Origin of the sequence: Escherichia sp. E4385, assembly GCF_963883145.1 — a bacterium.
Taxonomy (GTDB): Bacteria; Pseudomonadota; Gammaproteobacteria; order Enterobacterales; family Enterobacteriaceae; genus Escherichia.
Map to the genome: position 1 here is coordinate 63225 of NZ_CAWOOJ010000022.1, position 12549 is coordinate 75773.

At 40.1% G+C, this 12549-nt stretch carries 12 protein-coding genes; 8 read left to right on the forward strand and 4 right to left on the reverse strand.

Features of this window, described 5'->3' with window-relative positions; genetic code table 11:
- Nucleotides 1–7: 7 nt before the first annotated feature.
- The 7 genes from rfaS to AACS80_RS21745 all read left to right on the forward strand — a co-directional run bounded on the left by rfaS (nt 8) and on the right by AACS80_RS21745 (nt 6887).
- Nucleotides 8–943: an LPS core biosynthesis protein RfaS gene (gene rfaS / locus AACS80_RS21715; protein WP_135560313.1), complete on the forward strand. Its 936-nt coding sequence runs from the start codon at nt 8–10 to the stop codon at nt 941–943.
- A gap of 43 nt (nt 944–986) precedes the next feature.
- A complete protein-coding gene (waaB, locus tag AACS80_RS21720) occupies nt 987–2066 on the forward strand; it encodes a lipopolysaccharide 1,6-galactosyltransferase (RefSeq protein WP_138183989.1) in 1080 nt (359 codons plus the stop codon).
- Nucleotides 2066–3085, forward strand: coding sequence for a lipopolysaccharide 3-alpha-galactosyltransferase (gene waaO / locus AACS80_RS21725; RefSeq protein ID WP_138183990.1), 1020 nt, complete (start codon nt 2066–2068; stop codon nt 3083–3085). Before waaB ends, waaO begins: the two co-directional genes overlap by 1 nt.
- Nucleotides 3086–3124: 39 nt before the next feature.
- Nucleotides 3125–4141, forward strand: a complete 1017-nt coding sequence (rfaJ, locus tag AACS80_RS21730; protein WP_138183991.1) for a lipopolysaccharide 1,2-glucosyltransferase RfaJ — start codon at nt 3125–3127, stop codon at nt 4139–4141.
- Between the two features lie 17 nt (nt 4142–4158).
- Entirely contained in the window at nt 4159–4857 is a 699-nt protein-coding gene (gene rfaY / locus AACS80_RS21735; RefSeq protein ID WP_130206705.1) for a lipopolysaccharide core heptose(II) kinase RfaY, read from the forward strand.
- Nucleotides 4858–4929: 72 nt separating this feature from the next.
- A complete protein-coding gene (gene waaZ, locus AACS80_RS21740; RefSeq protein WP_135560308.1) occupies nt 4930–5781 on the forward strand; it encodes a 3-deoxy-D-manno-oct-2-ulosonate III transferase WaaZ in 852 nt (283 codons plus the stop codon).
- Between the two features lie 32 nt (nt 5782–5813).
- Nucleotides 5814–6887 (forward strand): glycosyltransferase family 9 protein, encoded by a 1074-nt coding sequence (locus tag AACS80_RS21745; RefSeq protein WP_135560307.1) that lies wholly within the window; start codon nt 5814–5816, stop codon nt 6885–6887.
- A gap of 25 nt (nt 6888–6912) precedes the next feature.
- Here the strand turns inward: AACS80_RS21745 and AACS80_RS21750 are convergent, their stop codons facing one another.
- Genes AACS80_RS21750 through rfaD form a run of 4 tightly spaced genes read right to left on the reverse strand, consistent with a single transcriptional unit; the run spans nt 6913 to nt 11139 of the window.
- On the reverse strand, nt 6913–8178 hold the full coding sequence (locus AACS80_RS21750) for an O-antigen ligase family protein (protein WP_130206699.1): 1266 nt from the start codon (nt 8176–8178) through the stop codon (nt 6913–6915).
- Between the two features lie 9 nt (nt 8179–8187).
- Nucleotides 8188–9147 (reverse strand): lipopolysaccharide heptosyltransferase RfaC, encoded by a 960-nt coding sequence (rfaC, locus tag AACS80_RS21755; protein ID WP_135410579.1) that lies wholly within the window; start codon nt 9145–9147, stop codon nt 8188–8190.
- Between the two features lie 3 nt (nt 9148–9150).
- The gene (gene rfaF / locus AACS80_RS21760) at nt 9151–10197 is read right to left on the reverse strand and encodes an ADP-heptose--LPS heptosyltransferase RfaF (RefSeq protein ID WP_135410578.1); all 1047 of its coding nucleotides are present in this window, start codon (nt 10195–10197) and stop codon (nt 9151–9153) included.
- Between the two features lie 9 nt (nt 10198–10206).
- Nucleotides 10207–11139: an ADP-glyceromanno-heptose 6-epimerase gene (rfaD, locus tag AACS80_RS21765; RefSeq protein ID WP_000587750.1), complete on the reverse strand. Its 933-nt coding sequence runs from the start codon at nt 11137–11139 to the stop codon at nt 10207–10209.
- Nucleotides 11140–11352: 213 nt separating this feature from the next.
- On the opposite strand from rfaD, the gene kbl reads away from it, so the two are divergent.
- A complete protein-coding gene (kbl, locus tag AACS80_RS21770) occupies nt 11353–12549 on the forward strand; it encodes a glycine C-acetyltransferase (RefSeq protein ID WP_064526086.1) in 1197 nt (398 codons plus the stop codon).

Here is a 12549-nt window from a genome sequence, read left to right on the forward strand (position 1 = left end):
TTTCATTATGACTATTTATTTTATAAACTGGATTGCAGATTATGAATTAAGAATGATCCAGTACCTGAAAAAAAAGTACAAGATAAAAAATATAACAACACCAAAAAAATACAACTGGGTTAATAAGAAAATTTTGAAATTAGGGATGGATAATGCATGGCTGGGGCGATTATTCATCAAGCATTACCTCAATGATATCAGAAAAGATGACATAATTATCTTTAATGACAGTGTTATTAATAAAGGTATCAATAAACAAATATTAAAAAACATTAACTGTCATAAAGTTTTGCTTCTAAGAAATACTGTCAGCGAAGATTTTATTTTTGATAACACTAATTATTTTGATATTATCTATGATTTTGAGCATAGATTTATAGGGAATGAAAAGACCAAGGCAATAGAACAATTTTTTCCTATAGGAATGGATGAAATTAGAAATTATAGTTTATCTGACAAAAATAACAGTCAGCCAATATGTTTTTTTCTTGGTCGTGATAAAGGACGTCTTCAAATAATTAATGAATTAGCCGATAGATTAACAACACTAGGATGTAAGTTAGATTTTAATGTTGTCAAAGATAAAACATCATCTCCGACTTCAAAGTATTTGATTGAAGAACAAATACCGTATGAAGAGAATATTAGAAGAACATTAAATGCTAATATAATTGTTGATATAACTAAAGAAAACCAATCTGGCTGGACTCTTCGTATACTTGAGGCACTATTTTTCAATAAAAAATTAATTACTAATAATATAAATATACTTGGTTCAGAAATCTATAGTGAGTCTCGCTTTTTTATAATAGGTCATGATGATTGGGATAAGTTAGAGTATTTTATTAACTCATCTGTTAAACCAATGGATTATGATAGTTTATATAAATTCAGCCCTGATAAAATGATGTCAACAATTGTTTCTGATTTTATAGAAAAATAAAATCATTAAAATAGTGAGCTTTACTCAATTAATGAGAGTTTCAATGAAAATAGCATTTATCGGCGAAGCTGTTTCTGGATTTGGCGGCATGGAAACAGTCATTCGTGATGTTATTACTACCTTCAGGCAACAACATATCCAAAGTGAAATGTTTTTCTTTTGTCGTAATGACAAAATGGATAAGGGATGGCTGGAAGGTATTAAATACTCATGTTCATTTTCCAATATTCGTTTAGGTTTTTTGCGTCGGGCGAAACATATTTATGCTCTAAGTAAATGGCTTCAGGAGTACCAACCAGATATCGTTATTTGTATTGATGTGATCTCCTGCCTGTTTGCCGCCAAAGCACGTAAAAAATCAGGAATTAATGTGCCAGTATTTTCATGGCCACATTTTTCTTTAGATCACAAAAAACATGCTGAATATATCACCTGTGCCGACTATCATTTAGCAATCAGCTCTGGCATTAAACAGCAAATGATTAATCGGGGTGTAGCAGAATCGACGATAAATGTTATTTTTAATCCAGTCGAAGCTAAAGACACAGTCATTCCTGCGCCTGAGGAAGGCGAAACGGCAACGTTCATTTATGTTGGGCGTATGAAATTCGAGGGCCAGAAGCGAGTTAAAGACCTCCTTGATGGCTTATCACAAGCGCAAGGTAACTGGAAACTCCATGTATTGGGTGATGGTTCCGATTTCGAAAAATGCCAGGCTTATAGTAGAGAACTAAATATTGATGATCGAATTGTCTGGTATGGTTGGCAACAACATCCCTGGGAATTGGTCCAGCAAGATATTAAAAAGGTGAGTGCGTTATTGCTCACGTCATCTTTTGAAGGTTTCCCAATGACCCTACTTGAAGCCTTGTCATGGGGAATTCCTTGTATCAGTGCCGATTGTGTCTCCGGGCCTGCTGACATTATTCAACCTGATGTCAATGGTCATCTGTATCAACCGGGAGATATTGCTGGTTTTGTAACGCTTCTAAATAAATATATAGCAGGTGAAATTCATATCGAACATGAAAAAATTCCTGCGTCGATCGATAAGTTTTACCAATTGAAGTATTACGATAGATTACATGAACTAATTATTTCTGCTATTTCCCGGAGGAAATAATGCAGCAGGTGTTTTTCCAGGAAACTGAGTTTCTTAATTCAGTTATTGATTATAATCATAAAGTAGAAACAGAAAATCTTTGTTTGGACATCGCTTATGGGACTGACAAAAATTTTCTATTTGGTTGCGGAATTTCGATTGCTTCAATATTAAAGTGTAATGAAGGAAGTCGATTGTGTTTCCATATTTTTACTGACTATTTTGGTGATGATGATCGTAAGTATTTTGATGCCCTGGCGCTGCAGTATAAAACCAGAATTAAAATATATCTGATTAATGCTGATCGACTCCGCTCATTGCCTAGCACTAAGAACTGGACTCATGCAATATATTTTCGCTTTGTTATTGCAGATTACTTTATTAATAAGGCGTCTAAAGTCCTTTATCTGGATGCAGATATCATTTGTCAGGGGACTATTGAGCCACTAATTAATTTCTCATTTCCTGACAATAAAGTCGCAATGGTTGTTACAGAAGGGCAAACTGACTGGTGGGAAAAACGCGCACATTCGTTAGGTGTTGCGGGAATTGCTAAAGGTTACTTTAACTCCGGTTTTTTATTGATTAATACTGACCAATGGGCTGCTCAGCAGGTTTCTGCACGAGCCATTGCAATGCTAAATGATCCAGAAATAGTCAAAAAAATAACACATCCTGATCAGGATGTATTAAATATGTTGCTGGCAGACAGACTTATTTTTGCTGATATAAAATATAACACCCAGTTTAGCTTAAACTATCAACTCAAAGAAAGTTTTACAAACCCAGTAACCAACGATACTATTTTTATCCACTATATCGGTCCAACCAAGCCCTGGCATGATTGGGCCTGGGATTATCCTGTATCACAAGCCTTTATGGAGGCAAAAAATGCTTCGCCATGGAAGAGTACGGCGTTGCTGAAACCGAACAATAGCAATCAATTAAGATATAGCGCAAAACATATGCTTAAAAAGCATAGATATCTAAAAGGATTTAGCAATTATCTTTTTTATTTTATTGAAAAGATAAAGCATTAAAACTGGGAAACTATAAAGTAATGATATAAGGGTAGCATTGTGGACTCATTTCCTGCCATAGAGATAGATAAAGTTAAAGCCTGGGATTATCGGCTAGTTAATATAAATACTTCTGAATGTTTAAATGTTGCCTATGGTGTCGATGCTAATTATCTTGATGGTGTAGGTGTTTCCATCACATCAATTGTGCTAAACAATCGAAATATTAATCTTGATTTTTATATTATTGCTGACGTTTATAATGATGGTTTTTTTCAAAAAGTCGCAAAGCTTGCAGAGCAATACCAATTAAGAATCACGCTATATAGAATTAACACTGATAAGCTCCAGTGCTTGCCTTGTACACAGGTCTGGTCAAGAGCAATGTACTTCCGTTTATTTGCATTTCAATTATTGGGTTTAACGCTTGATCGTTTGCTTTATCTTGATGCAGATGTTGTTTGTAAAGGCGATATTAGCCAACTATTGCATCTGGATTTAAACGGAGCGGTAGCTGCTGTTGTTAAAGATGTTGAGCCAATGCAGGAAAAGGCGGTATCCAGGTTGTCTGATCCTGAATTACTTGGGCAATACTTTAATTCCGGCGTCGTTTATTTAGACTTAAAAAAATGGGCTGACGCAAAACTAACAGAAAAAGCGTTGTCTATTCTTATGAGTAAAGATAATGTTTATAAATACCCTGATCAGGATGTTATGAATATCTTACTGAAAGGGATGACAATATTTTTGCCTCGTGAGTACAATACAATTTATACAATTAAAAGTGAATTAAAAGACAAAACACATCAAAACTATAAAAAACTGATTACAGAAAGTACTCTGCTTATTCATTATACAGGTGCAACTAAACCGTGGCACAAATGGGCAATTTATCCATCGGTAAAATACTATAAAATAGCTTTAGAAAATTCACCATGGAAAGATGACTCTCCACGAGATGCAAAATCAATTATTGAATTTAAAAAAAGATATAAACATCTTTTAGTACAGCATAAATATATCTCAGGAATTATAGCAGGAGTCTGTTATCTTTGCCGAAAATATTACCGTAAATAACATTTAACTGGTTTATTATGATTCAGAAGAGCAAGATCAAAGACTTGGTTGTTTTTACCGATGAAAACAATTCAAAGTATCTCAATGTATTAAATGATTTCTTGTCTTATAATATAAATATCATCAAGGTTTTTCGTTCTATTGATGATACAAAAGTTATGCTTATTGATACCGATTACGGTAAATTGATTCTTAAGGTTTTTTCTCCGAAAGTTAAGCGTAACGAACGTTTCTTTAAGTCTCTGTTAAAAGGTGATTATTACGAACGCCTTTTTGAGCAAACCCAAAAAGTAAGAAATGAAGGGTTAAATACACTCAATGATTTTTATTTATTGGCTGAACGGAAAACCTTACGATTTGTCCATACTTATATCATGATCATCGAGTATATTGATGGCATAGAGTTGTGTGATATGCCTGATATTGATGATGTGCTAAAAAATAAAATTCAGCAATCAATTAATTCCTTACATCAACATGGCATGGTTTCTGGCGACCCCCATCGTGGTAACTTCATTATAAAAAATGGCGAGGTTCGAATTATTGATCTCTCCGGAAAACGTGCTTCAGCGCAGCGTAAAGCGAAAGATCGTATTGACTTAGAGCGTCATTACGGTATTAAAAATGAGATTAAAGATCTAGGCTATTATCTTTTAGTATATCGTAAAAAAATGCGCAATTTTATGCGGCGTTTGAAAGGGAAACCAGCGCGCTAAAATAGAATTACCCACAATTACTGTCTTCACCCGGACAGTTTTAAGCGGAGTTATTTATTTCACAGGTTTATCATGAAGAATATTAGATACATTGACAAAAAAGATGTTGAAAACCTGATTGAAAATAGAACATCTGATGATGTTATTATTTTTCTTTCTGGCCCCACATCGCAAAAAACACCTTTGTCAGCATTGCGAACAAAGGATATTATTGCTGTCAATGGTTCTGCGCAATATTTGTTAAGTCATAATATCGTTCCTTTCATATATGTACTTACAGATGTCCGCTTTTTACATCAGCGTCGTGATGATTTTTATAAATTTAGCCAGAGAAGTCGTTATACTATAGTAAACGTTGACGTTTATGAACACGCTTCCAAAGAAGATAAACTTTATATCCTCCAGAACTGTCTTGTATTACGGTCTTTTTACCGCCGGGAAAAAGGTGGTTTTATAAAGAAGATTAAATTTAATATTTTGAGACAGATTCACAAAGAACTGCTGATCTCTGTACCGTTGTCTAAAAAAGGTCGTCTGGTCGGATTTTGCAAGGACATTAGTCTTGGTTATTGCTCATGCCATACTATTGCCTTTGCTGCAATTCAAATAGCATATTCACTTAAGTATGCACGGATTATTTGTTCCGGTCTTGATTTAACGGGTAGTTGTTCGCGTTTCTATGACGAGAATAAGAATCCCATGCCCTCGGAATTAAGTAGGGATTTATTTAAAATCTTGCCATTTTTCCGTTTTATGCATGATAATGTAAAAGATATTAATATTTATAATTTATCAGATGATACGGCTATTTCTTACGATGTAATTCCATTTATTAAACTTCAAGATATCAGTACGGAAGAGTCAAAGGATAAGACAAGAAAAAAAATGCAATATAAAGCTTCAACTGATTCTTATGCTAATTAGTTATCCTGAAACTAAAATAATATGGTATAAAAATGCGTTTAGGAACTTTTCACAAAAAGAAAAGATTTTATATAAACAAAATCAAAATTAATTTCCTTTCTTTTTTATTTCGTAAGAAAATCAATAACCAAGTTACAGGGCCAGCACAAATTAAATCATGCCTAATCATTCATGATAATAATAAACTCGGTGATCTAATTGTATTAAGTTCGATTTATCGTGAGCTTTATAGTAAAGGAGTTAAAATAACCATTCTCACAAATAGAAAGGGTGGGGAGTTTCTCTCTAATAATAAAAATATATTTGAGTTCTGTATCAAAGAATCGACGGGTTCCCTTAAAATGCTTACTCTATGTAAGCATCTGCGGGATTTACAGTTCGATATTGTATTAGACCCCTTTGAAACAATGCCCTCATTTAATCATAGTTTAATATTATCAAGTTTAAAAGATTCTTACATTCTGGGTTTTGATCAATGGTATAAGCGTTACTATTCATTTTACCATCCCCACGATGAATGTTTAAAAGAACATATGAGTACACGAGCAACAGAAATACTGAAGCATATTTATGGTGAGGGTGAATTTTCCACCGACTACGACTTGCATTTACCTGTAGATGTTGAAAATAAAATAAAAGATTTTATTGGAAATACAAGAATAATCATCATTAACCCATTAGGTGCAAAAAAAATATGCCGACTTACCTTTGAGCAAATAAAAATTATATATCAAGAAGTGAAAGCACAGTTTGAAAATTATCGAGTGATATTTACCGGGTTACCACAAGATTTATTGACAATACCAATACCTGAAATTGAAACACTACCATTTGACGAGTTTATTTATACTGTTGCGTTGACCCGGTATAGCGATTTTGTCATTTCTGTTGATACAGCTCTTGTTCATATCGCTGCGGCTTATCATAAACCAACGCTTGCATTTTATCCTAATTCACGTACTCCGGAATATCCCTCACATTTAATTTGGGCCCCGAATAATCATCAATCTATACAAATAGTATCTCCAACATTTACGATAAAAGATATCGATACTGAAACTTTAACTGATTCAGTAAAGAGATTAAGTTGTATAGATAAGAAGTGAGTTAAAACTCACTTCTTAAACTTGTCTATTCTTGATTAATAGTATTGTTGCGATTATTAATAACGAGTAAGAGGACTATCGCGGATATAACGATAATTGGAATGCTGCGTGCCCATATGATCACATCACTGAGTCCAATCCCCACAATGCCGAGCGTTAATATCAACAAACCCAATGCGCGTTTTTTATATACTGTATAAAATAGTGAAAAATAGAGGAAAAGGGTGGAAAAAATCCCCATCAGACCTTTCAGTGACCCTGCTTCAATTATCTCATTATGTAGGTGTACGTTAGCAAAATCCAATGCCCCTCTTAGTCTATTGTTTTCTGCGACTAACAAATTCATACTTTCAGCGCGCGACTCTGCAGATCTAAATGAAAAAGGCGATTCTTTGAATAAATCAAAACCAATTTCGTACATTGCCAGTCTTGCACCTAAGGAAGTCACGCTATTAGCATTGGTATAACTGTTTAAATCATTTAATGCTTCGTTATAGCGATATTGAATTGGTTTATTAAATATAATTACAACACTGGCCAATATAGCAATTAGAAGAACAATAGCGGAAGTGAATTTTTTTGGGGATTTATTGTAATATGTAATTAGTGCAACAGCACAAATTACAGGGAAAAGGAGTAGAGTTGCTCTGGTTTGTGTCAGTGCCAGAACATAAAGTACCGCGCAACTATTTAATAAAAATAAAAAAGGATGGTTTTTTTTAGTATAAAGAATTGCAACACCACTAACTATCCCTATTAGCATTGTTGAATATGCTGCTCCTGTTGCCGCTCCTATACCAAAAGAAATGCGGTCATATTCATGAATGCTATTAGTATAAATTGCATATGCAGCAATTATAAATGACAGGGAATATAAAATGTATAACACACTTTCTTTTTTTGTTTTTAGCTGGCTAGTTAGTGCTAAAAAAACAATAAAAGATCCAAATATAAATATTTTAGCAGTATTTAAATAACTGTGGTAAGTAGCACGAAATGGAGAGTTGTCTACTTTAAACACAGAATACCAAATTAAATCAAGCAATCCTATAAAAAATATAGAAAGTGGAAGGATAAGGTTTTTTATATTATAATTTCCTTGTCTGCCACGTAAAATTAGTGATAACAAGCAAACTATAGCAGTGATATTATATATCTTTATGCTGAAAGTGTTATCGATGAATGCAATTATCAATGAAAAAAAACATAATATATAAGTCATTATCTCTAGAATCACAGATGATTTCAGAGTGTAAGGTTTCCATGAGTGAAATTTAATGAAGGTTGGCATGTTTTACCTTTATAATGATGATAATTTTTCCAAAACTGCTTGACCGTTGAGATTAATTAAACTTTTCCCCGGTGCCATGCAAACTACCTGATTCTTCCCATAACCGCCAATTAATCCCGGGTCTGTCGGCCCATAAACTGTGATATTGGGTTTATCGAGTGCCGCAGTTAAATGGCTTAATCCTGTATCGACTGACACAACAAATTTAGCTCCAGCCAGCACACGGGCAACGCCTTCCAGAGTCATCTTCGGCAGTACGTCGACATAATCAAAGCCTTCCGCCAGCCTTTTTGCCCGCTCTTCTTCATGCGGCGCTCCCCACGGTAGTTTAATTCGAATCCCTGAACCTGCCAGTAAACCAATTAATTCTCGCCAGTGCTCTTCCGGCCAGTGTTTATCATCGCGGGTGGTCGCATGAAGGAATACAGCATACTCCCCAGCATCCGGTAGTGGATTTGTCAGGAAATGCTGCGCAATAGCATAATCGCCCTGGGCCTGCGGTTTGCTATACCCAAGGCTTTTTGCGAACAGTTCACGGGTACGTTCTACGGCATGCTGCTGTTTCGCAATATGATGTTTGCGATTGTAAAACAGGCTGGCTAAAGGCTCGCGAGCGGTTTGCCAGTCCATTCCATGCTTAACGCCATGTGCTAAACGTGTCACCAGCGCTGCGCTTTTTACCAGCCCTTGGGCGTCGATAATTGCGTCATAGTTTTCTGCCTGAAGGGCTGCACGAAACGCTTTCCGTTCCGCTTTTATGGGGGCCGAGAACCAGGCTTTGCGCCAGCGTCGTATCGCCACCGGAACAACTCGCTCAACGGCGGCGTGCCAGGAAGGAATCTGTGCGAATCCCTCTTCCACCACCCAATCAAACTTAATCCCCGGAATTGCCTGCTGGGCATCGGTGAGCGCGGGCAGCGTATGGAGAACATCGCCCATCGACGATGTTTTAACGATCAGAACCCGCATCCGTCAGGCTTCCTCTTGTAACAATAGCGCGTTGAGTTCTTCCAGTACGCGCTGGGGAGTAATGTCGATCAAACTCTGGTGATATCCTTCTGCGGCATCGCCTTTACGCACTTTGTGATAGCCGGTAATCAGGCGGATCACGCGCGCTTTATGGGAAAGCGGCGGCGTAAAGTCCGGACTGCTCGGCCCATACAGAGCAACCAGTGGACGATTGAGCGCCGCAGCAACGTGCATCAGGCCAGAATCGTTAGTGACAATGGCTTTACAGGCGGCAATCAAAATGACTGCCTGCTCAAGCTGCGTTTCGCCAGCCAGATTACGACACCAAGCCTGCTGCTCGGTATTCAATGCGGCAAGAATCTCATTGCCCGCCTCATGATCTTTCGCAGAGCCAAACAGAACCACCTGATAACCTTCATCAATCAGCTGCTTTGCCAGCTCTGCATAGTGGTAGTGTGGCCAGCGTTTCGCCGGGCCAAACTCCGCACCCGGGCAAAAGCCAATCATCGGACGTTCTGATGAGAGCGAAAATTGGTTACAGGCATACGATTTTTCACCTTCGCTCACTTGCAATTGCGGCCATAACAACGGTTTTGGTAGATCTTGTGCGGTACGCATCACGCCTTTGTCATAGGCCAGCGCCACATAGCGTTCCACCATTAGCGGCCAGGCTTCTTTATCGAGCACACGTACATCGTTGAGTAAACCGTAGCGCATCTCGCCGCGCCAGCCGGTGCGATGAGGAATACCCGCGAAGAAAGGCACTAATGCAGATTTGAAGGAGTTGGGTAAGACGTAGGCGCGGTCGTAGCGCTTTTCACGCAGACTATGACCCAGTTTGCGGCGTTCGCCGATTTCCAGCGCCCCGTGACCGAGAGGCATAGGGATAGCTTCGTTAACTTCCGGCATCCGCGATAATAATGGACGGCACCATGCCGGTGCCATCACGTCGATTATCGCCTGGGGATAGCGCGCCTGGAGCGTGCGATAGAGACTTTGCGACATCATCATGTCGCCAACCCAAGACGGGCCGATCACCAGTATTTTCATGCAGAGCTCTTATGCGTCGCGATTCAGCCAGGCCATGTATTCCGTTACACCTTCAGCAACGGTTTTGAACGGTTTGTCGTAACCCGCAGCGCGCAGATTAGTCAGATCCGCCTGAGTAAACGCCTGATAGCGGCCTTTCAGTTTATCCGGGAACGGAATGTATTCGATCTGACCTTTCTTGTGATAAGCAAGCGTTGCATCTGCTACTGCCTGGAAGGATTCCGCACGGCCAGTACCGAGGTTGAAGATGCCGGAAACGCCATTTTCCAGGAACCACAGATTCACATCAGCCACGTCGCCCACGTAGACGAAGTCGCGTTTAAAGTTCTCGCTACCTTCGAACAGTTTCGGAGACTCACCGTTGTTAAGCTGGGTGTTGAGATGGAAAGCGACGCTCGCCATGCTGCCTTTATGGCCTTCACGCGGTCCATAAACGTTGAAATAGCGGAAACCAACAATCTGCGAGTTCGCTTCTGGCAGGATTTGACGAACATATTCATCAAACAGGAACTTCGAATAACCGTAGACATTCAGTGGTTTTTCGTATTCGCGGGATTCAATAAAGTCGGAGGTGCGACCGCCGTAAGTGGCTGCGGAAGAGGCGTACAGGAACGGGATTTCGCGCTCCAGACAGTAGTGCAGCAGCTCTTTGGAGTATTGATAGTTGTTATCCATCATATACTTGCCGTCCCACTCGGTAGTGGAAGAGCACGCGCCTTCGTGGAAAATCGCTTCGACATCGCCGAACTCTTCGCCCGCCATAATCTGGATCAGGAAGTCTTCCTTATCCATATAGTCCGCGATGTCCAGGTCCACCAGGTTCACAAACTTGGTGCCGTCTTTCAGGTTGTCCACCACCAGAATATCGGTGATGCCTTTATCATTCAGGGCCTTAACGATGTTGCTGCCGATAAAGCCCGCGCCGCCGGTAACGATGATCATAACTGTAACCTTCGAATTATGGAGTCAGAGACAATCTCAGACACGAATACTTCTATCATATCACTACACGGCGTTGGCTTCAGCCATTCGCCGAAAGTGAGGGGGATGGACGTTATTTATTCTAAATTTTACAGAAGTGTTAACGCGTCATCTCGTCGCGAACTATAAGTTTGGGTAATATGTGCTGGAAATTGCCCTGTCTGGAGAACCGCAATGCGTGGAGAATTTTATCAGCAGTTAACTAACGATCTGGAAACCGCAAGGGCGGAAGGGTTGTTTAAAGAAGAACGCATTATTACGTCTGCGCAGCAAGCAGACATCACTGTGGCTGATGGAAGTCACGTCATAAACTTTTGCGCCAATAACTATCTCGGACTGGCGAATCATCCGGAGCTGATTGCGGCGGCAAAAGCGGGAATGGATTCTCACGGTTTCGGCATGGCTTCGGTGCGATTTATCTGCGGCACCCAGGATAGCCATAAAGAGCTTGAGCAGAAACTGGCAGCATTTCTCGGCATGGAAGATGCGATTCTCTACTCTTCCTGTTTTGATGCCAACGGCGGTCTGTTTGAAACACTGCTGGGCGCGGAAGACGCCATTATCTCCGATGCTCTGAACCATGCCTCGATCATCGACGGCGTGCGGCTGTGCAAAGCCAAACGCTATCGCTATGCCAACAACAATATGCAAGAGCTGGAAGCGTGCCTGAAAGAAGCGCGTGAATCAGGGGCGCGCCATGTGTTAATCGCCACCGATGGCGTGTTCTCTATGGATGGCGTAATTGCCAACCTGAAAGGGGTTTGCGATCTGGCCGATAAATACGATGCGCTGGTGATGGTGGATGATTCCCATGCGGTCGGTTTTGTCGGTGAGAACGGTCGCGGTTCTCATGAATACTGCGATGTGATGGGCCGGGTCGATATTATCACCGGAACACTCGGTAAAGCACTGGGCGGGGCTTCTGGTGGTTATACCGCGGCGCGCAAAGAGGTGGTTGAGTGGCTGCGCCAGCGTTCTCGCCCGTACCTGTTCTCCAACTCGCTGGCACCAGCGATTGTCGCCGCTTCCATCAAAGTGCTGGAGATGGTTGAAGCGGGTAGCGAGCTGCGTGACCGTCTGTGGGCGAATGCGCGTCAGTTCCGTGAGCAAATGTCGGCGGCGGGCTTTACCCTGGCGGGAGCCGATCACGCCATTATTCCGGTCATGCTTGGCGATGCGGTAGTGGCGCAGAAATTTGCTCGTGAGCTGCAAAAAGAGGGCATTTACGTCACCGGTTTCTTCTATCCGGTCGTTCCGAAAGGTCAGGCGCGTATTCGTACTCAGATGTCTGCGGCGCATACTCCTGAGCAAATTACGCGTGCGGTAGAAGCGTTCACGCGTATTGGTAAACAACTGGGCGTAATCGCCTGA